We start from the raw sequence: 20,226 nt of genomic DNA on the forward strand, positions 1-20,226 counted from the left end.
GGGCGCGTCGTCGTGCGTGCCCGCGGCGTCAGCGGCCGGTGCCGTCGATCGCGAACTCGTCGATGCGGGCCAGCTCCTCGTCGGTGAGGGCGAGGTTCTGCGCGGTGGCGACGTTCTGCTCCAGCTGCGAGACCGAGGAGGCGCCGACCAGTGCGGTCGAGACCTGCGGGTGACGCAGCGCCCAGGCGAGCGCGAGCTGGGCGAGGCTCTGACCGCGCCCGTGCGCGATCTCCGACAGCCCGCGCACGCGCGCCTGGTAGTCCGGATCGGTGACCTGGCGCTCGCTGAGCGAGCCCGAGGGGCCGCCGGCGCGGGAGCTGCGCGGCACGCCCGAGAGGTAGCGGTTGGTGAGCAGACCCTGCTGCAGCGGGGAGAACGCGGCCAGGCCCACCCCGAGCTCGTCGACGGTCTCGAGCAGGCCGTCCTCGACGTGACGGTTGAACATCGAGTACGAGGGCTGGTGGATCAGCAGCGGGGTGCCGAGGTCGGCGAGGATCCGCGCCGCCTCCCGGGTGCGCTCGGGGGAGTAGTTCGAGACCCCGACATACGTGGCCTTCCCGCTGGTCACGGCATGGGCGAGCGCGCCCATCGTCTCCTCGAGCGGCGTCTGCGGATCCTCGCGATGGTGGTAGAAGATGTCCACGTGGTCCAGGCCGAGGCGGGTCAGGGACTGGTCCAGGGAGCCCAGCAGGTACTTCCGGGACCCGCCGTCGCCGAAGGGGCCGTCCCACATGCGGTAGCCGGCCTTCGTCGAGATGACCAGCTCGTCGCGTTGGTGTTGGAGGTCCTGCGCGAGGATCCGCCCCACATGGGTCTCGGCGCTGCCCGGGGGAGGCCCGTAGTTGTTGGCGAGATCGAAGTGGAAGACCCCGAGGTCCACGGCGCGGCGCACGATCGCGCGCAGCGTCTGCGGGTCGCGGTCCTCGCCGAAGTTCTGCCAGAAGCCGAGGGAGATCGGGGGCAGCTGCACCCCCGAGCGACCCACGCGGCGCAGCGGCGTGCGGTCGTAGCGTGCGGGGGAGGGGGACCAGGCGTCGTTGCTCATGCTCGGAGCATAGCCCGGCACCTGCCCTCAGTGTCGGGACCGTGCTGGTCAACGCGGGATCGGGCGGGGTGTGATCAGGCGGAGGTCCGGTCGGCCTGCTCCGCGGCCGCCAGCGGGCGCTCCATGATGTCCATCCCGAGCCCGGCGACCTTCAGCATCGCCGCATCTCCCGCGAAGGGGACGGCGCGGCCGGTGCGGGTGAAGCCGTGCCGCTCGTACCAGCGGTGCAGCTCGGGCCGGGACTGGAGCACCTGGATCATCAGCACGTCCACCCCGTCGGCCGCGAGCGACTGCGCCTGCGCCTCCAGCAGCCGGCCTCCGAGCCCGCCTCCCTGCGCGGCGGGATCCACTGCGAACAGGCCGAGCTCCGCCCGGACGATGCCGTCGTCGGCCGCCGGGGGCTCGCGCCGCGTGTAGCAGCAGCCGCGCACGCGATCATCCTCGACCGCGACCAGCAGGGTCACCGCAGGGTCGGCGAGCATGCCGCGCACCTCGGCGGCGTCGGTGCGGTGGCCGTCCACGAGATGCGCCTCCGTGGTCCATCCTCCCTCGCCGCGATAGGCCGCCTGGACGACGTCGACGATCTGGGGGACATCCTGGTCGAGGGCGGGGCGCATCGTGCTCATCGGGACATCTTCCCATGTCGCTGCAGGGCGGCGAGGAGGGCGTGGCCGTCGGGCGCAGCGAGGGCGAGCGGACCGTCGCCCCCGCGGCGGGAGACGGCCAGGGGTCGCAGCGTGCCGTGGGCGAGCAGCTGCTCCGGCTCGGTCAGCTGACGGATCAGCACCTCCTCGACCAGATCCGGATGCCGCTCGGCGAAAGCGGCGTAGAGGGAGGGGTCGTGCTGGCCGTCATCGCCCACCAGGATCCATCGGATGTCCGGATAGGCGGCGGCGAGCCGCTCGAGCGAGCGGGTCTTGTGCTCGGGGCCGGAGCGGAAGAAGCCGGTGTGGGTGGGGCCCCAGTCGGTCAGCAGCAGCGGGCCGTCGGGATAGCCGTTGCGGTACAGGAAGCGCTTGAGCACCGGGAACACGTTCCACGCCCCGGTGGACAGGTACACCACCGGCATGTGCGGGTGCTCGCGCATCAGGCGCTGGTACAGCATCGGCATGCCGGGGACGACCTGGCGGGAGGACTGGTGGACCACGAACGCGTTCCAGAAGGCCAGCAGCGGCCGGGGCAGCCAGGTCACCATCACGGTGTCGTCGATGTCGCTGACCAGGCCCACGCGCGCCTCGGGCGGGACCACGGTGATGTCGGCGGTGACCTCGTTCCCGGGGACGGTCCACAGCTTCGCCTGGTGCACGCCGGGCTCGAGGGAGATCTCCAGGGTCGCGTCGACGATGCCGGAGCGGTCGGCCCGGACCGTGAACTCCTGGTCGCCGAGGAGGATGTGCACGGTGCGGTGCGGGGCGACCTGGCTGGTGAAGTTGCGCCAGCCGCGCACGGCGACAGTGCGCATGTCGTGCACCGGCTGGTCGTGGAAGTCCGCGGCGGTGCGCGGGGAGGCGTACAGCACCTTGGCCAGCACCCTGACCTCGTGCGCGGAGCCGTATCCGTGGAACGGCTGCAGGCGCAGGTCCCAGTGCAGGCGGCGCAGGGCCCCTCCGACGAGGCGGTTCTTCACGTCCTCCGCGCGGGCCGCCCAGTGGGGCCGGTCCGCGTCGACGTCGGCGGCCGTGCGCGGCCGCAGCATCGAGCGGGCGGCGGACAGCGCAGAGCCGATGCCCACGACCTCAGACGCCGCGGGTCATCTTCAGCCAGGCGCCGTCGGGGTCGTCCTCGACGATCTGCCAGCGCTCGCCGCTGTCGGAGAAGCCGAGCGACTCGTAGAGGGCGCGCGCGCCGGTGTTCTGGGGGCCGACGTAGAGGGTGACGGTGTCCGCCCCGTCCTCGCGCGCCCACTCGAACACGGCCTCGGCCAGACGGCCGGCGATGCCGGAGTGGCGGGATCCGGGGGTGACCCACATGGCCTGCAGCTCCCGCTCGTTGGCGGGGGAGTCGTCCTCATGACGCACGGCGACCACCGCGACGGGCTGGCCGTCGTCCATGGCGAGGAACCAGGCGGCATCGCGCACACGCTGCTCCCAGACGGAGTCCTCGTAGGTGGACTCCTTCTCCCAGCTCTGCCCGAACGCGCTCGGGTCGGTGCTCAGAGAGCGGAGACGGATCTCCCGCACGAGCGGCCAGTCCTCGTCGTGGGCGCGGATGATGTCGGCCATCGGTGTCCTCCTGAGCCGTGGTGGCGTGGTCACGGGCGGTGCTGCCCTGGCGTAATGCTCTCGTGCTGACCCGAGAACCGCATGCACTCCTCCCGACAGTGTACGGGGCTCGGCGGTTCCGCGCCTCCGGGCCGCCGCGGTGACACACAATGGGGGGATGACGCGCTTCCGTCTGCTGACAGTGTGCACCGGCAACGTCTGCCGGTCGCCGGCCGCCGCCGTGATCCTCCGCCGCGCCCTCGAGCTCGAGGGCCTCGGCGACCGGGTCGAGGTCGGCTCGGCCGGGACCAGCTGGGAGGTGGCCGGGATGCCGATGGACGACCGGACGGAGCTCGCGCTCGAGCGGGCCGGCTATCCGCGGCCCTTCGAGCACACGGCCCGCACGATCCACCTCACCGAGCTGATGGCCTGGGACCTGGTGCTGGCGATGACGCCCGAGCACGCCCAGACGATGCGGCGCATGGCCGAGCAGGCGCCCGAGGGATGCGTGGCGCCGCGGATCGCGATGTGGCGCCGCTACGAGCCCGGAGCGGAGCAGCTGGCGGAGACCGAGCTCGCCGTCGAGGACCCGTGGTACGAGGGGCAGTCGGCGTTCGACCGCACCGTGAAGGACATGGAGCGGGCGGTGCCGGGGATCCTCGCGGACCTGCGCGAGGAGCTCTCCCGGCGCTGAGCCGCGGCGCTCAGCGGCGGTCGCCGTGGCGGCGCGAGTGCCAGGTCGCGCCGACGAACCCGGCGGTGGTGAGGAACCCGATCGCGAGGGCCGCGATGAGGACCTGGCGGATCTGGCCGAAGCCCGTGGACGAGTCGTCGGAGATCGCGTTGAACAGCCGCACGATCGGCCCGTCCTCGCCGGAGGCCGTGGGCTGAGCAGACTCGGGGGCGGGGGAGCTGGGCTCGTCGTTGCCGACGCCCGCGATCTCGGTCTCCTCCGTCTCCTCGGTGGTCTGCGAGGTCTGCGCGGACTCGGTGGTCTTCTCGACGGGAGCCTCCGAGGTCGGCTCCTCGGTCTTCTCAGCGGTCGGAGCGGGCTCGGCGCGCTCCTCCTGAGCGGTCGGGGCCGGAACCGGTGCCTGACTCTGCGACTGAGTGGTGGGCTGCTCGGACGTCGTCTCGGGAGCGAGCTCCGGGGTTTTCTCGGGGCTCTCCGTCGGCGTCGGCGTGGGTGTCGGCGTCGGTGACGGGGACTCGGAGTCCGACTCCTGGCCGGTCTCGTCGCTTCCAGTCGGCGTGCCCGTGTCGCCCGACGGGGATTCCTCGTCCGTCGTCGGCGGCGTCGAGTTGCCCTCCTCATCATCCTCACCGGGGGAGGTCGGGCAGCCGCAAGGGCATTCCTCGTCATCGTCCTGGTTGGCGTCGTCCTCATTCTTCGAGCGGTCATAGGCGAGCACTCGAATAGAGGTGCCGCTGGAACGCTGGCTCTTCACGGACTGCTGCGCGGTGTCGTCGTCATCCGAGCCCTCGCTTTCGCCGCCCTCGCTTTCGCTTTCGCCGCCCTCGCTTTCGCCGCCCTCGCCTGTGCCACCGCCGGGTGCGCTAGTGCAGGTTTCGGCGGACTCCGTGTTCTCGGTGCTGTTGCTCTCGGACGAGGAGGGGGAGCCGGAGGGGGTCGATTCGGCGGTCACGCTCTGCGGCGGCACGGCGGGCGGCGTGTTCGTGGTCGCGCTCGTCGTGCTCTCGGCCTTCTCGCCGTCGCCATCCTCCGACTCCTCGGGAACGGCGGGGAGGGAGCTCCCGGAGGAGCTCGGCTCGACCGTCGCCTCGGTCTCGGCCGGCTCCTCGGGCGTCGTCGTACGCGGCTCGGCCGGCGGGTCATCCTCGGGGGGATCGACGGCCGGCTCAGGAGTCTCGGAGGCCGGCTCGTCGGGTTCGCTCGTCGTCTCGGCCGGTTCATCGGTCTCGGCCGTCGCCCCGGGTGCCTCGTCGGCGTCGCCGGTCGAGGCGTCGGCGGGCGGCGTGGGGACGTCGGCGGAAGAGGGCTCTGGGACCGGCTCCGACTCCTGCTCGGCCGACGGGGTGCTGTCGCCCGTCTCGTCGGCGAGGGCGGCCGTCGTCGCGAAGGGGAGAGCTGTGAGGGCGAGGGTGGCGGAGGCTGCGCAGAATCGTGCCCTCAGTCGCATCGGACGGCCCCCTTTCCCTGTTCTCGCCGCGCTTCTCCGCGGCGCTCGACGTCGTTCGCGGTGGGTCCGACCGAGCACACTACCCTACCGAACCTTTACTCACCCACCCCATGGTCGACGTGCTCATTGGCTCGCGCAAGGGGTGTGTGGACGGCGCCACCGGCGCGTGACATACCTCAAATTAGCCAGCGCTTGACCCGGCCTTTGCCTGGCGTGCTGTGGCACACGTGTCTGAAACGTTATGTATCCGCAGGTCGCTGCGGTGCGGGCAGCGGCTCGACGTCCGGGCCGCTCGGCGCTGCGAGAGCCGTGCATCGCCGATCGGCGGAGCCGCACGCCCGCTCCCCAGCGCCGTTCGGGCGTCCGAGAGGCCCTGGGGAGGAGAGGTCCGGCCTCGGGCGCGGGCGGCGGACGGGTGGCCGACGAGCGCGGCGCCCGGCCCACGAGCCTCAGTCCGCGAGCGCGCCGTCCACGAGCTCCTTCGCGGCCTGCTGCACCTGCGCGAGATGCTCCTCGCCGCGGAAGGACTCCGCATAGATCTTGTAGATGTCCTCGGTGCCCGACGGTCGAGCCGCGAACCAGGCGGACTGTGTGGACACCTTCAGCCCGCCGATCGCACCGCCCGAGGGCGCCTCGGTGATCGCCGAGACGATCGGCTCGCCCGCGAGCTCCGTGGCGGTCACCTGCGCGGGGCTGAGCGCCTTCAGCTTCGCCTTCTGCTCACGATCGGCAGGGGCGTCCGTGCGCGAGTACGCGCTCGCGCCGAACTTCTCGACGAGCTCCGCGTGGAGCGTGCTGGGGGAGCGACCGGTGACGGCGAGGATCTCCGAGGCCAGCAGCGCGAGGATGATCCCGTCCTTGTCCGTGGTCCACACCGAGCCGTCGTGGCGCAGGAACGAGGCCCCTGCGCTCTCCTCGCCGCCGAAGCCCACGGAGGAGTCGATCAGACCCGGGACGAACCATTTGAAGCCGACCGGCACCTCGAACAGCTCACGGCCCAGATCGGCGACGACCCGGTCGATGAGGCTCGAGGAGACGACGGTCTTGCCGACCTTCGCCCCCGCCGGCCAGCCCGGGCGGTGCGCGAACAGATAGGTGATCGCAGTGGCCAGGTAGTGGTTGGGGTTCATCAACCCGCCGTCGGGCGTGACGATCCCGTGCCTGTCCGCATCCGCGTCGTTGCCCGTGGCGACGTCGTACTCGTCCCGCTTCTCGAGCAGCGAGGCCATCGCCCACGGGCTCGAGCAGTCCATGCGGATCTTCCCGTCCCGGTCCAGGGTCATGAAGGACCACTGCGGGTCGACCGCGGGGTTGACCACCGTGAGGTCCAGGTCGTGCATCTCCCCGATCTCGGCCCAGTAGTCCACGGCCGCGCCGCCCAGCGGATCCGCGCCGATGCGCACGCCCGCGCGGCGGATCGCCTCGAGGTCGATGACGGAGGTCAGATCCTGCACATAGGTGCGCAGGTAGTCGTACTGGGAGGCGTCCTGCAGGGCCTTCTGGCGGCCGTGGCGGCGCACGTCCTTCAGTCCCGCGCGCAGCAGCTCGTTCGCCCGATCCGCGATCCACGAGGTCGCGTCGGTGTCGGCCGGACCGCCGTGGGGCGGGTTGTACTTGAAGCCGCCGTCGCGGGGAGGGTTGTGGCTCGGGGTGACCACGATGCCGTCGGCGCGGCCCGGGTCGTTCGCGGCGCGGTCCCGGTTGTGCACGAGGATCGCGTGGGAGACGGCCGGGGTGGGGGTGTACCCGTCCAGCGAGTCGACCTGCACCGCGACGTCGTTGCCCACGAGCACCTCGAGCGCCGTGTCGAAGGCGGGACGGGACAGGGCATGGGTGTCCCGGCCGATGAACAGCGGGCCGCGGATGCCCTGTGCCGCCCGGTGCTCGACGATCGCCTGCGTGGTCGCCGCGATGTGGTCCTCGTTGAACGCTGCGTCCAGCGAGGAGCCGCGATGGCCGGAGGTGCCGAAGGAGACCGCCTGATCCGGGTCGTCGGGGTCCGGGTGGAGGTCGTAGTAGGAGTCGAGGAGTGCGTCGACGTCGACGAGATCCTCCTGCTGTGCCGGTAGGCCTGCGCGGGGGTGCATTGTCACCACTCCATCCTCGAGAACTGGGGCTCGGCGCCACTCTAGGTCAGCGACGCCCGCGGGTCAGGGGCGTCTCAGGCGCGGCGCGAGCGGACCAGCAGCACGATGCCGATGATCGTGAGCACCAGACCCACCAGCCCCGCGACCACGCCGATGATCGGGCCGATCACGAGCGGCGCCATCATGCCGAAGAGGCTGTACGGGCCCAGGTGGGCGGGGGCGTCCGTGCCCGTGCACGAGATGGTCGCGGTGGTGTCCTGCAGGGAGGCCACACCCAGCACCTGCACGTACTCCGAGCCGTCGCCGAAGGTGGTCGAGGTCGAGCTCGGCACGGTCGTGAGGTCCCCGGCGGAGGTGCCCTCCGCCGTGCACTGGGCGGTCGCGGCGTCCTCGGCGGGGACGTAGACGATCACCATCTCCTGGGCCGAGAGCTCGAGCGTCGAGCTCGCCTCCATCGGCGTCGGGCCCGAGGACGCATCGCCGACCAGCGAGCTGACAGACCACACGATCCCGACGATCGTCGCGACCGGCGCGATCACGACCAGCAGCACCAGCCCGATCACGAGCGGCAGCACGCCGCGGCGACGCCTGGTCCGGGAGCCGCCGGGGGAGGAGGGTGAGGAGCTCACGCTCGGGGGCAGCGGGCCCGTCACCGGCATCTCGCCGTAGCCCCCGTGCCGGCCGTGCGCCTGCGGGTCGCTCGACGACTGCGGCGCGTACGGCGATCCCTGCCAGGACCCGTGCCGCGGCTCGCCGTGCTGGGACGGTCCCGGCTGCGGCTCCGCGCCCGGGACGGGCTGCGTCGGCCCCGGCAGCCCGAAGCTCGGGCGCTTCCGCGGGGCGGGCGTGGTGGGCTCACCGTCGGACATCGGGACTCCTTCGAGACTCGGCTCCGCCAAGGATAGTGGTCCGTCCTGCACGACCTCTGCGCGCACGTGGCGCGAGGCTGCGGTCCGGCCCGCAGCCGGGCGTCGTCCCGCAGCGCCGCCTCACGGCCCGAGGAGCTCCCGACCCACGCCGTGCAGCGCCGCGCCGAGCACCGCGCACGCCACCGGGGTCACGAGCCACACAAGCAGCACCTCCCGCGCGACCCGCCAGCGCACGGTCCGCCGGCCCCGGGCGACCCCCGCGCCGACGACGCTCGAGGCGAGCGCCTGGCTGGTGGAGACGGGGGACTGGAGCCCGAACACCGACAGCGAGGTCGTCATCGCCGCGGAGGACTCCGCCGCCAGACCCTGCGCGGCCGTGAGATCCGTCAGCCGACGTCCCAGGGTGCGGATGATGCGGTGGCCGCCCATCAGCGTCCCGGCGCCGACGGCGACCGCGACGGACACCATCAGCGTCATCGCCGTGGTGCCGGAGGGGCCGTGACCGGCCGTGCCCAGCGCGATCACCACGACCGCGAGGGGCAGCCGGGCATCGCTCAGACCGTGGCCGGCCGCGACGGCGCTCGCCGAGAAGGTCTGCGCGAAGCGGATCGTGCCGGGGCCCATCAGCTCGGCACGGGCCAGGCGCTGGATCAGCTGCATCAGCAGATACGCGACCGTCGCCGAGATGACAGGGCCGACGAGGGAGACGACCACCATCAGGCCCAACCGGTCCCAGGCGGCCGACGTCCCCACCACCAGCGCCACCCCGGAGGAGGCCCCGAAGAAGGCGTGCCAGGTGGAGGAGGGCATCCCAAGCCACCAGGTGAGCAGGTCCCAGCAGAAGGTCGTGATCAGCAGCGCCAGCAGCGCCGCGCCGAGCACGTCGGGGGCGGCGCCCAGGCTGTCGACCAACGGCCCCAGTCCCAGCAGGCGCACCGCCCAGGGCACCGTCATCGCCAGCAGCGCCAGCCCCAGCAGCGCACCGAGGGTGTTCAGCACCGCCGCCGCCCACAGGGCCGAGGACGCCCTCAGCGCCCGGGTGGTGATCGTCGTGGAGATCGCGTTGGAGGCGTCGTGGAAGCCGTTCATGTAGGCGACGGCCAGCGACAGCGTCACGACCAGGGCGAGCAGGAGCGGCGTCACTCAGGCGTCCTTGATGCGCAGCAGGTCCGCGATGCGCGCCACCCTCTCCTGCAGGGCGATCGTGCGCTGGATCGACCCGGCGACGTCGTGCAGGGGCAGCAGTTCCTGGGTGGCGCCGCCGCGGGAGTACAGCTCGCCGAGGGCCTGGCGCACCAGGCGGTCGCCCTGTCGCTTGAGCTTGCGGACCTGGACGTAGTAGTCGCCGAGGTCCTGGGTGTCGTTGAGCTTCCAGGACGCGGCGACGGTGAGCTCGGCCGCGCGCTCGATCCCCTCGGCCGCATCCAGCAGCGGAATGGGCAGCGTCCCCGTGCGGGCGGCCACGAGCAGCCCCGCGGTGTGCTCCATCGCATCCACGGCGTCGGCGATCGTGAGCGAGAAGTCGTAGAGCAGCTCGGCCTCGTAGGGCGTGATCAGGGACTCCGCGAGACGGCGTGAGGTGCGCAGGCACAGCTCCTCGGCGACCGTGGACTGCTCGTGCAGCGTCGGCGCGAGGCGCGTCCGCTCCCGATAGCCGCTGCCCAGCAGCTTCGAATGGGTGTCAGCCGCCTGGACCAGCAGCTCGGCCAGCTCGGAGAGCAGCTCGCTCAGCGGTCGTTCCGTGCGGGCGGGGAAGAGCCGGGAGAGGAACTGCACCACCTCGCGTCTCCTCCTCGCGCCGTGGGCGCGTGCATGCCTCGTCGTCCGTGCGATCGGACGCGGGTTCCTGCTCGTGATGCTGAGGCGCCGGACCGGGATGCGCCTGTCGGCGCGAAGGCCGCTCGAAGCGGCAGATGTTGGAGCCCGGGGCAACCGCGGCCCGACGCGCGCCCATCGTAGAGCACCGCCCCGGAGGCGACGCAAGTGCGCGGCCTGCGCACTATGGCGAGGACCTCAGCAGGCCCCGGCGCGCCCCGGCGGGCGGCACGGATCAGTCCAGACGCCCGGCCTCCGCATGCCGTCCGGCAGCGATGAGGTCCTCGCCCGTGCGCAGCAGCCGCTCCGCCTGGCGGGTGCGCGCGTCGTCGCGGTCGTCGTCGGCCAGATGGGCGGTGCCGTGCGCGAGCAGCGTCGCGACCGCGCCGGCGCGGCGCAGCGCGAGGCCGAGGTCGCCGGTGAACGCGCCGCGCAGGATGTCGTCCATCGTCTCCTGGACCTGCGTCACCTCCGGCGGCTCGGCGAAGCCCGTCAGATAGCGCAGCCCCGGCACCGTGCGCGAGCCGGCCCGGTAGCGGCGCGCGACCTCGTCGCCGCTGCGCCGCACCCAGGTGTGCAGCACGTACATCCGCCACAGCGCCCCGGGCAGCGTGGTCGCGGGCGAGGCGGACCACAGCGCCGCCAGATCCGTCAGCCCGTCGTCGGCCGCGAGGGAGACCACCCGCTGGACGACCTCCGGGTCGGAGCTGTGGAACACCCCGTCCAGCAGCGCCCGCGCCGAGTCGTGCGCGAGATCCGTCGAGGTCGAGGGGTCCGGCTCCCCGGGGATCGACTCGGCGACCGAGGGATACATCGAGGCGGGGCGGCGGAAACGCGGGGCGGAGGAGTCGTGCGAGGACATGCACCGCACCCTACGCCGCGCGTCAGGCCGCGGGCGGGGCGCTCGTGCCGTCCTCCCACAGCGCCCGCACCACCTCCGGCAGCTGCGCCGCGGTGACCTCGGAGACGGTGAGGACGCCCCGGTCGTCCAGGGGCAGATGGCCGAGCCGCCAGCTGCCGTCGGCCTCGACGTGCACCATGAGCGGGGCCGGCTCCTCGGGGGCGGCGAGCGAGGTGCGGCGCAGCGAGACGGTGCGCTCGTGCCCCTCCTCGAGGAAGGCCAGCACGATGTCGGAGACCGAGGCGGGCACGTGGGCGGCGTCCGGCAGGGCGGAGACGAGGAAGGAGTCCAGCTCGTCCTGGGTGAGCATGAGGATCACGTCGTCCGCCTTGATGACGAAGGCCATCCGCATCGCCTCGCCCTCCGCGAGCGCGATCCCGAGCCAGCGGTCCGCGGCGGTGAGCGCGGCGGCGACCACCTGGCCCTCCTCGCCCAACAGCCACTGGCCGTCCGCCGAGCGCTCGACCTTCCCGCGCGCCCGCAGACCGGAGGTCACCGCGGCGGTCACGAACTCCCGCGCCTGCTCGGGGGCGCTGCGCAGCCCCACCTGCTCGCGGGTGATCCGGGCGTTCTCCGTGTCGCGCAGGCCCAGCATGAAGTCGATCTCGTAGGCCGTGTAGATCGTGACCTGCTCGCCGGAGGCGGCGCTGCCGGAGTCGTTCATCGATGGTCCCCCTCGGGCGTCGTGGAGCCGCTCGCGCAGACGGCGAACGGGCGGAGATGTCGACGGAAGCATGGCAGATGCGGCGCACCCGCTCCACCGCGGTGCTCCTCGCCCGGCGCGGGCCGTGGAGCCGTCGCGCGGCTAGACTGCGCAGGATGCAGGGGGATCAGCACGAGGCCGCGGACCAGGGGACGAGCTCTCGTCCCGCACCGGCACCGCCCGTGCCCGACCTCGGCGGTGACAGCGCCCGCGCCGTGTACCGCGACCTGCTGCGCTTCGGCCCCCGCTCCCGCCGGGACCTCACCGAGCGGCTGGGTCTGTCCGCGCCGACCGTCACCCGCGTCACCCGCGAGCTGCTCGAGGCCGGGCACCTCCACCCGCTGGAGACCGTGGCGCTGGCCAAGGGCCGCCCCCAGCAGCCGCTGGACATCGAGGAGAACCACGGCCCCCGCTTCGTCGGGGTCAAGGTCACGGCCGACGAGGTCCACGCCGTGGTCACCACCGCGCGCGGCAACGCGCTCGAGGAGCTCGTGATGCCCCTTCCGGGCACCGCCGCGCGGACCGTCGTGGACAGCGTCGTCGAGCCGGTGCTCGCCCTCGCCGAGGCCCATCCCCGCGTCGCCGGGGTCGGGGTCAGCATCGGCGGGAACGTCGCGGACCGCAGGCGGGTGGACTCCTCCTGGATCCTCGGCTGGGACCGGCCCGTGGAACTCGCCGCCCGGCTCGAGGAGCGCCTCCGCCTGCCCGTCACGGTCGACAACGACATCGCCGCGATGGTCCACGGCCTGAACTGGTTCGGGATCGGCCGCGCCTATCGCACCTTCGCGGTGCTCACCCTCGGGGTCGGCGTCGCGATCGGCACCGTCGTCGAGGGACGGCTGCTGCAGGGCCGCTCCCATCTCGCCGGGCTCACCGGGCGCCTGCCCGTGGACGCTCGCGACGACGGCGCTCCCGTCCCCTTCTGGCAGGCGGCGCGCACCGCCGCCGTCGAGTCCGCGGCCCGCGAGGCGGGAGTGCTCGGGGCCGGGGAGGGCGTCGAGCGTCTGCGCACGCTGCTGGCCGACGACGACCCCGGGGCCCGAGAGGTCTGCGCGGAGCTCGCCCGCACCCTCGCCCGCGCGGCCGCCGCCGTGGTCGCCGTGGCCGACCCCGAGGCGATCGTGCTCGGCGGGGAGATCATCGACCTCGTCCTCGCCGCCGACGGGGAGTTCGAGGGGACGCTGCGCGCGTCCCTGCCCGGCGTGCAGCAGGACCTCGTGATCCGCGAGCTCGGCGGGGACTTCGACCAGTGGGCACGGGGCGCCGCGGTCATCGCGATCCAGGAGTTCGTCGGCGGCGAGGTCTGAGCGACCCCGCCGCCGACGCGCCGGTCCTCACGGGCCGTCGGATCACCCCGGGCGGCTCACGAGAACAGCGCGTTGACCCGCTCGTTGTAGGCCGCGAAGTCCGCGCCGTCGATCTGCCGCATCCAGCACTGGTCGAAGGCCGGCTGCATGATCGACATGATCGAGGCGGAGTTCTCCACCAGCGGGTACAGGCCTGTCTCGCCGTTCGCGACCCGATCCGTGAACGGGGTGACGTCCAGACCCTGGTCCGCATAGGCCGCGATCGCGGCCTCGGTGCCCGCATCGGTCGCGGGGAAGAACGGGGCGCGCTCGCCGATCAGCCGCTGCGCCTCGTTGGAGGCGAGGAAGGCGATCAGCCGCGCCGCCTCCTCCTTGTGCTCGGACTGCGCGGAGATCGAGTCGCCCAGCCCGTTGAACATCGACATGGGAGTGCCGATCGGCCCCGCGGGCAGCGGTGCGATCCCGAGATCGACCCCCTCGAGGTTCGCCCAGGTCGAGATCATCCAGGAGCCCGCGAGCCCCAGCGCCGCCTTCCCGGACTGCACCTGGGTCTGCACGGGGCTCGAGTCCCCGAAGGTGCCGAAGGGCGGGAACAGGCCCTTGTCCACGAGCCCGAAGTACCAGTCCATCGTCGCCGCGAAGCGGTCGTCGTCGTAGCGGAAGGTCGTGCCCCAGGTGTCGGCGTCGGTGAAGGTCCAGCCGGTCGAGAACGCGAAGGCGGACCAGGAGCTCTGACCGGTGTAGTCGATGCCCGCGTCGGCTCCCATCCCGTAGCGCGCCACCCTCGTCGGGTCGAAGCCCTCCTCGTCGCCGCGCACGCCGTTCTCGTCGATCGTGAGGCGCGCGAGCATCCGCTCGAAGGACCCGCCGTCCTCGGGGTTCCAGTCCAGGCCCGCGAGGTCGTCCTCGCTCAGGCCCTCCTCGGCGAGCATGTTCTTGTCGTACATCACCGCGATGGTGTCGTAGTCCTTCGGGATGCCGTAGCGCGTGCCGTCCTGCCCGGTCCAGAGCTCCTGCAGACCGTCCTGGAAGCGCTCGGCGGTGATGTCGGCCAGGGGTGCGAGATCGTCCAGCGGCGCGATCACCCCGAGCTCGACGAACTCCGGATAGCGGGCGAGGTGGTCGGCGAAGGCGTCCGGGCCGGCCTCGGCCACGAAGCTCGCGGTCAGCTTCGTCCAGTAGTCGTCCCAGCCCAGCTGGGTCACCCGCACGAAGACGTCCGGGTTCTGGTCCATGAACGCGTCGATCGCGGCGGAGTAGGCGGGCAGCTGGTTCGCGTCCCACAGCCAGTAGTCGATCTCGGTGGCGCCGGCCGGGGCGGCGCTGGTGCCGCAGGAGGCGAGGGCAGCGGTCCCTGCCGTGCCGGCGGCCAGGGCCGCCGAGCCCTGCAGGAGCCGGCGACGGGTCAGCCCGCGAGACGGGGCGGGGGACGGGAGTCGATGGCGGTTCTCAGTCATCTCGGGCACCTCACTTGATCCCGCTGAAGCCGATGGAGTTCACGATCTTCTTCGCGAACAGGGCGAAGAGGATCAGCATGGGCGCGGCCGCGACGAGCGTCGCCGCCATCAGCCCGGACCAGTCCGGTCCCGTGCCGGGGGCCTGGGCGCGGAAGACGCCCAGCGCCACGGTGAGCACCCGGGACTGGTCGGTGTACGAGACCATCAGCGACCAGAAGTACTCGTTCCAGGCGGTCATGTAGGTCAGCAGCGCCAGCGTCGCCAGCGGTGCGGAGGAGATCGGCAGGATGAGGGTGAAGAACACCCGCGCCTTGCTCGCCCCGTCGATCAGCGCCGCCTCCTCCACCTCGCGAGAGACGTTGTTGAAGAACTGGCGCAGGAAGAAGATCGCGAAGCTCGAGATGAACAGGGTGGGCAGCATGATGCCCAGCAGCGTGTCCACCAGGCCCAGGTTCTTGATCAGGATGAAGTTGGGCAGCAGGGTGAAGATCTGCGGGATCATCAGCGATCCCAGGAAGATCATGAACACGAGGTCCCGCCCGCGCCAGCGGAGGCGCGAGAAGGCATAGGCGGCCATCGCGCAGGAGAAGGTCTGCACCACGGTGATCGTGGTCGCGACGAGCACCGAGTTCAGCAGGTAGCGCCAGAAGTTGATCGAGGCGCCGGAGCCGCCCTGGGAGATCGCGGTCTCGACGTCCTGCAGACCGAAGACGCGCTCGAAGCCGCCGGTGTTCAGGCCGACGGGCAGGAGGCTGCCCGGATCGGTGGCCAGGGCGTTGTTGCTGGACAGCGCCGTGCGGAGCATCCAGTAGAAGGGGAACAGGGTGATCAACAGGAAGATCACCATCGCGGCCCAGGCCGCGATCTTGCCCCAGGGGACGGTGCGGCGGGGGCGAAGGGCAGGGGCGGGCCCGCCCGCGACGGGGGCGCTGTCGCGCTGCGTGGTGGTCGTGGTCATCGCGCTCTCCTCTCAGTCCAGATCCGACTGGCCGGCACGGCTCATCCAGTACTGCGCGAAGGTGATCACCATGAGGATCACCAGCAGTGCGACGGACAGCGCCGAGGCGTAGCCGAACTCGTACTGGGCGAACGCCTTGTCGTAGATGTACATCTGCAGCACCTTCGAGGCGTCCGCCGGACCGCCCTGGGTGGTCACCGAGACGGTGTCGAACACCTGGAAGGAGCCGATGATCGTCATGATCAGCACGAGCGCCAGGATCGGACGCAGCAGCGGCAGGGTGATGCGGCGGAACATCGTGATCTCCCCGGCGCCCTCCGTGCGCGCGGCCTCGTAGAGGAAGGTGGGGATCGACTGCAGCCCGGCGAAGAGCAGCAGCGCCGTGTAGCCCATGTGGCGCCACACGTTCACCAGCGCGACCGTCGGGATCACCCAGGTCTCGCTGGACCAGAAGGAGACCGGGTCGAAGCCGACCCACTGCAGGAAGATGTTCACGATGCCCAGCTGGGTGTCCAGGATCCACAGGAACACGATCGCGGCGACCACGTTCGAGACCAGGTACGGGGCGAGCACCAGCGAGCGCAGCACGGTGGACTGCGTCAGCCGCTGCATGAGCACCGCGATGACGAGTGCGACGATCGTCTGCACGCCGATGTTGATGGCGACGTACACCACCGTCACCTTCAGCGAGTTCCAGAACACCGGATCGGCCAGGAGGCGGCGGTAGTTCTCGAGCCCCACCCAGCTGGGCGGGGTGAGGGTCGTGTACTCCGTGAGGGAGTAGTACAGGCCGGTCAGCAGCGGCCACACGAGGAACACCAGCAGGCCGAACGAGGCGGGCGCGATGAACAGCAGCGCGAGCTTCGTGTCGTCCTTCCGGCGGCGCCTCGTCGGGGCCGACCGCGTCGACGTCGTCGCGGTGGACATAGGTGCCTTCTTTCCGTGAGCGGGGGATGGGGTGGTGATGGGGCGGGTCAGAGAGCCGGGCCGGCGGCGGGCTCGCGGGTCAGGGACAGCAGCAGGCCCTGCTCGGGATCGAGCAGGGGAGAGGCCAGGCCGCTCCGGGCGAGCGCAGCGCCCGGCAGGACCGCCTCGCCCTCGGCGAGGGCGCGCGCCAGCCAGGGCGGGGCGGTCAGGTGCGAGGGCGGGCCGCTGGGGAGCAGGGCGCGCACGCGATAGTCGGCGGCGGGGTCCAGGCCCGGCAGCAGCAGCCGCGGGTGCTGGGAGGTGTCCGCCCGGCCGACGGCGCTGAGCGCGAACAGCGCCTCGCCGCGGTCGGGGGAGACCACGCCCTGCAGCCACAGGGCGCTGTCGCCGCGGTCGGCGCGCACGAGCTCCCCCGTGAACAGCAGCTCGCGCCGCTCCTTGTACAGGGCGATCCAGGCGGCGAGCTCGGTGAGCTCCTGCTCGCTCGCCGCGGCGAGGTCCCATTCGATGCCCAGATGGCCCATCAGCGCGCTGTGGGCACGGAAGCCGAGCGTGTGCAGGCGTCCGGTGGTGTGCGAGCGGCCGGAGGCGATGTGGCTGCCCATGAGCTCGAGCGGGATCAGCTGCGAGGTCCAGCGGTGCATCTGCTGGCGCTCGAGCGGATCGATGCAGTCCGAGACCCACACCCGGTCGGTGTGCTCGAGCACCTCGAGGTCCACGCGCGCTCCGCCGGAGGCGCAGGACTCGATCTCCAGGCCCGGGTGCGCCGCGCGCAGCTCGTCCATGAGGCGATAGGCGGCGCGGGTCTGGGCGTGCACGGCGGCGCGGCCCGTGGCGCGCGTCGCGGACTCCAGCAGATCGCGGTTGTGATCCCACTTGAGGTACCCGATCTCGTGGGCGTCCAGGACCGCGCGCATCTGGTCGCGCACGTGCGCGTAGGCCTCGGGGATGGTCAGGTTCAGCACCTGCTGGCTGCGGGAGCGCAGCGGCATCCGCTGGGGGGAGGGCGCCATGATCCACTCGGGGTGGGCGCGGGCGACCTCGGAGTCCTCGCTGACCATCTCCGGCTCGAACCACAGCCCGAACTCCATGCCCAGGCCCCGCACATGATCGATCAGGGGGCCGAGCCCGTCCGGCCACACCTGCTCGGAGACGACCCAGTCCCCGAGGGAGGAGGTGTCGTCGCGGCGGCCGCCGAACCAGCCGTCGTCGAGCACGAACCGCTCGACGCCGAGGGCTGCGGCGCGGTCGGCGAGATCGGTCAGGCGCGCCAGGTCGTGGTCGAAGTACACCGCCTCCCACACGTTCAGCGTCACGGGGCGGCGGGTGTCCACGTGATGGGGGCGCGAGCGCAGGTGGCGGTGGAAGCGCGCGGCGACCGCGTCGAGCCCCTCCCCGTGGGAGGCGTACAGCCACGGTCCCTCGTACGCCTCGCCCGGGGCGAGGACGATCTCGCCCGGCAGCAGCAGCTCCCCGCCGCCCAGCAGGCGACGATCGGTGCTGGTGCGCTCGGCGAGATGGCGGTGGTTGCCGGAGAGCGCGGTGTGCACCGCCCACACCTCGCCCTCGCGGAAGCCGACGCCGGCCCGGCCCGCGTGCAGCACGTGCGCGGAGTCGGCGCCGGTGCGGCCGCGACGGTTCTCTCGCAGATGAGTGCCGACCGTGAAGTCGCGCCGCTGCGGGGTGCGCTCCTTCGTCCAGCGCCCCGCGAAGTCCAGCAGCTCCTCCGCCGCGGCCGGGACGGGGAGGGAGAGGGTCAGCTCGTCGAGGCGGTAGGGGCTCGTGCCCGTGTTGGTCAGGTTCGCCCGCAGGCGCAGCAGGCCGGTGGGCAGCAGCTCGAGCTCGAGCAGCAGGGCGAGGCCCTCGGACTCGTCGGCCAGGTCCACGGCGAGGTGCGCGGCGCCGGTCTCGGCGTGCCGGGCGGTCAGCGCCGTCCCGTCGATCCGCAGCTCCTGCACCGCGAAGCGGGGCGACCACCCCGAGCCGTCGGGGCGGGAGCCGGACAGGCCCGGCCTGCCCAGCCAGCCGTCGGCGACCTGCGGGAGGATCCCCACGTGCACGGGGACGTCCACGGCGTTCTGCGGGACCGGCTCGATCGCGGCCTCGCACAGGGCGTCCAGGGCTCCGGGGCCGAGCTCGCCGCCGGGGGAGAGGGCGGCGCCCCAGTGCACGATCGCGGGGGTGCGCCCGTCGGTCACGTCCACCAGCACGGACACCCCGGCGGTGCTCAGGTGGATCCGGTGGGTCAGGCCCGGCCGGGGCGCGGTGATCTCTGCACCTGGAGCGATCGGGGCGCTCTGCGCGTGGTGCGGCTCGTTCTGCGGGGACATCGTCGACCTCCGGTTCGTGGCTTCCGTGCTGTCGGGGGCGGTGCGCCTCGGCGGCGCGGCCCGGCGCGACAGATTAACTATAACCATGAAAGTAATGGCGGTCGAGGGTCGTGTCGAGGGGTGTCCGGCGCGTGCCCCGGCGAGACGGGACGGCATCGCACGCCGCGCGGCGCTACCCTGGCGCCCTCCCCGAGAAGGCCAGGAGCCCACCGATGATCTTCACCCAGTCCTCCAAGCTGCGCGACGTGTGCTACGAGATCCGCGGGCCGGTGCCCGCGGAGGCCGCTCGCATGGAGGCAGAGGGCCACAAGATCCTCAAGCTGAACATCGGCAACCCCGCCCCCTTCGGCTTCGAGGCGCCCGACGAGATCCTCGTGGACATGATCCGCAACCTGCCCACCGCGCAGGGCTACTCGGACTCCAAGGGCATCGTCCCGGCCCGTCGCGCCGTCGCGCAGTACTACCAGACCACGGGCATGCCCGGCATGGGGCTGGACGACATCTACCTCGGCAACGGCGTCTCCGAGCTCATCCAGATGACCTGCCAGGCGCTCGTGGACGACGGCGACGAGGTGCTCGTGCCGAGCCCCGACTACCCGCTGTGGACCGCCTCGATCGCGCTCGCCGGCGGCCGCGCCGTCCACTACCGCTGCGACGAGGAGCAGCACTGGTGGCCGGACGTCGACGACATCGCGGATCGGATCACCCCGCGCACCAAGGCGATCGTGGTGATCAACCCCAACAACCCCACCGGGGCCGTCTATCCCGAGCACGTGCTGCGGGAGATCGTCGCGGTGGCCCGCGAGCACGGCCTGATGATCCTCGCCGACGAGATATACGACAAGATCCTCTACGACGACGCCGTCCACACCCATATCGGCGCCCTCGCCCCCGACCTGCTCTCCATCACCTTCAACGGCCTGTCCAAGGCGTACCGGGTGGCCGGCTTCCGCGCCGGGTGGATGGCGCTGCACGGCCCGAAGGAGGACGCGACGAGCTTCATCGAGGGGCTCGACGTGCTGTCGAACATGCGCCTCTGCCCCAACGTGCCCGCCCAGCACGTGGTCGCGACCGCGCTCGGCGGCTACCAGAGCGTGGGGGAGCTGCTGCTGCCGGGCGGGCGCCTGCGCGAGCAGCGCGACATCGCCTACGAGGGGCTCAGCGCCATCGACGGGATCGACGTCGTCAAGGCCTCCGGCGCGCTGTACATGTTCCCGCGCCTGGATCGCGAGATGTACGCCATCGAGGACGACGAGCAGTTCGCCTATGACCTGCTGCGCTCCAAGAAGCTCCTGGTCACGCACGGCACCGGCTTCAACCTCGCCACCCCCGACCACTTCCGGCTGGTCACCCTGCCGGCCGTGGACGTGCTGTCCGACGCCGTGGACCGCATCGCCGACCACCTCGCCTCGATCCGGCGCTGAGCGGGGCCGTCCCGCCCGCCCCGGCCCGGCCTGCCCCGGCCCGGCCTGCCCCGGCCCGGCC

Annotated in this window: 18 protein-coding genes; 3 read left to right on the top strand and 15 right to left on the bottom strand. The window is 72.2% G+C overall.

Features of this window, described 5'->3' with window-relative positions:
- Positions 1-28: 28 nt before the first annotated feature.
- The 4 genes from D1648_RS04495 to D1648_RS04510 form a co-directional block, all read right to left on the bottom strand.
- Positions 29-1,045, bottom strand: coding sequence for an aldo/keto reductase (locus tag D1648_RS04495; protein WP_122939612.1), 1,017 nt, complete (start codon positions 1,043-1,045; stop codon positions 29-31).
- Between the two features lie 74 nt (positions 1,046-1,119).
- A complete protein-coding gene (locus D1648_RS04500) occupies positions 1,120-1,671 on the bottom strand; it encodes a GNAT family N-acetyltransferase (protein WP_122939613.1) in 552 nt (183 codons plus the stop codon).
- Positions 1,668-2,777, bottom strand: coding sequence for an App1 family protein (locus D1648_RS04505; RefSeq protein ID WP_122939614.1), 1,110 nt, complete (start codon positions 2,775-2,777; stop codon positions 1,668-1,670). The genes D1648_RS04500 and D1648_RS04505 overlap by 4 nt, the downstream gene beginning before the upstream one ends.
- A gap of 4 nt (positions 2,778-2,781) precedes the next feature.
- Positions 2,782-3,267, bottom strand: coding sequence for a GNAT family N-acetyltransferase (locus tag D1648_RS04510; RefSeq protein ID WP_122939615.1), 486 nt, complete (start codon positions 3,265-3,267; stop codon positions 2,782-2,784).
- 157 nt (positions 3,268-3,424) lie between these two features.
- Here D1648_RS04510 and D1648_RS04515 point away from each other — a divergent pair, with 157 nt between their 5' ends.
- On the top strand, positions 3,425-3,940 hold the full coding sequence (locus tag D1648_RS04515; protein WP_122939616.1) for a low molecular weight protein-tyrosine-phosphatase: 516 nt from the start codon (positions 3,425-3,427) through the stop codon (positions 3,938-3,940).
- Positions 3,941-3,950: 10 nt separating this feature from the next.
- On the opposite strand, the gene D1648_RS04520 is transcribed toward D1648_RS04515, so the two are convergent.
- The 7 genes from D1648_RS04520 to D1648_RS04550 form a co-directional block, all read right to left on the bottom strand.
- A complete protein-coding gene (locus D1648_RS04520; protein ID WP_122939617.1) occupies positions 3,951-5,387 on the bottom strand; it encodes a hypothetical protein in 1,437 nt (478 codons plus the stop codon).
- A 449-nt stretch (positions 5,388-5,836) separates the two neighbouring features.
- The gene (gene pgm / locus D1648_RS04525) at positions 5,837-7,474 is read right to left on the bottom strand and encodes a phosphoglucomutase (alpha-D-glucose-1,6-bisphosphate-dependent) (protein WP_122939618.1); all 1,638 of its coding nucleotides are present in this window, start codon (positions 7,472-7,474) and stop codon (positions 5,837-5,839) included.
- Between the two features lie 74 nt (positions 7,475-7,548).
- Positions 7,549-8,343 carry a hypothetical protein gene (locus tag D1648_RS04530; RefSeq protein WP_122939619.1) on the bottom strand — a complete coding sequence of 265 codons (795 nt, stop codon included), beginning with the start codon at positions 8,341-8,343 and terminating at the stop codon, positions 7,549-7,551.
- A gap of 120 nt (positions 8,344-8,463) precedes the next feature.
- Positions 8,464-9,486, bottom strand: a complete 1,023-nt coding sequence (locus D1648_RS04535) for an inorganic phosphate transporter (protein WP_122939620.1) — start codon at positions 9,484-9,486, stop codon at positions 8,464-8,466.
- Positions 9,487-10,122 (bottom strand): DUF47 domain-containing protein, encoded by a 636-nt coding sequence (locus D1648_RS04540; RefSeq protein ID WP_122939621.1) that lies wholly within the window; start codon positions 10,120-10,122, stop codon positions 9,487-9,489.
- Positions 10,123-10,393: 271 nt separating this feature from the next.
- Positions 10,394-11,020, bottom strand: coding sequence for a hypothetical protein (locus tag D1648_RS04545; RefSeq protein ID WP_122939622.1), 627 nt, complete (start codon positions 11,018-11,020; stop codon positions 10,394-10,396).
- Between the two features lie 22 nt (positions 11,021-11,042).
- On the bottom strand, positions 11,043-11,723 hold the full coding sequence (locus tag D1648_RS04550; protein ID WP_122939623.1) for a hypothetical protein: 681 nt from the start codon (positions 11,721-11,723) through the stop codon (positions 11,043-11,045).
- A gap of 155 nt (positions 11,724-11,878) precedes the next feature.
- Between D1648_RS04550 and D1648_RS04555 the strand changes: the two genes are divergently transcribed.
- The gene (locus tag D1648_RS04555; protein ID WP_122939624.1) at positions 11,879-13,069 is read left to right on the top strand and encodes an ROK family transcriptional regulator; all 1,191 of its coding nucleotides are present in this window, start codon (positions 11,879-11,881) and stop codon (positions 13,067-13,069) included.
- Between the two features lie 56 nt (positions 13,070-13,125).
- On the opposite strand, the gene D1648_RS04560 is transcribed toward D1648_RS04555, so the two are convergent.
- Genes D1648_RS04560 through D1648_RS04575 form a run of 4 tightly spaced genes read right to left on the bottom strand, consistent with a single transcriptional unit; the run spans position 13,126 to position 18,741 of the window.
- Complete coding sequence (locus tag D1648_RS04560; protein WP_122939625.1) at positions 13,126-14,526, bottom strand: sugar ABC transporter substrate-binding protein; 1,401 nt, start codon at positions 14,524-14,526, stop codon at positions 13,126-13,128.
- A gap of 10 nt (positions 14,527-14,536) precedes the next feature.
- Complete coding sequence (locus D1648_RS04565; RefSeq protein WP_122939626.1) at positions 14,537-15,484, bottom strand: carbohydrate ABC transporter permease; 948 nt, start codon at positions 15,482-15,484, stop codon at positions 14,537-14,539.
- Positions 15,485-15,496: 12 nt separating this feature from the next.
- Entirely contained in the window at positions 15,497-16,411 is a 915-nt protein-coding gene (locus tag D1648_RS04570; RefSeq protein ID WP_122939627.1) for a carbohydrate ABC transporter permease, read from the bottom strand.
- 47 nt (positions 16,412-16,458) lie between these two features.
- Positions 16,459-18,741: an alpha-galactosidase gene (locus D1648_RS04575; RefSeq protein WP_122939628.1), complete on the bottom strand. Its 2,283-nt coding sequence runs from the start codon at positions 18,739-18,741 to the stop codon at positions 16,459-16,461.
- Between the two features lie 212 nt (positions 18,742-18,953).
- Here D1648_RS04575 and D1648_RS04580 point away from each other — a divergent pair, with 212 nt between their 5' ends.
- Positions 18,954-20,165, top strand: a complete 1,212-nt coding sequence (locus D1648_RS04580) for a pyridoxal phosphate-dependent aminotransferase (protein WP_122939629.1) — start codon at positions 18,954-18,956, stop codon at positions 20,163-20,165.
- The last annotated feature ends 61 nt before the right edge of the window (positions 20,166-20,226 follow it).

It is taken from the genome of Brachybacterium sp. EE-P12 (genome assembly GCF_003711805.1).
GTDB lineage: Bacteria > Actinomycetota > Actinomycetes > Actinomycetales > Dermabacteraceae > Brachybacterium.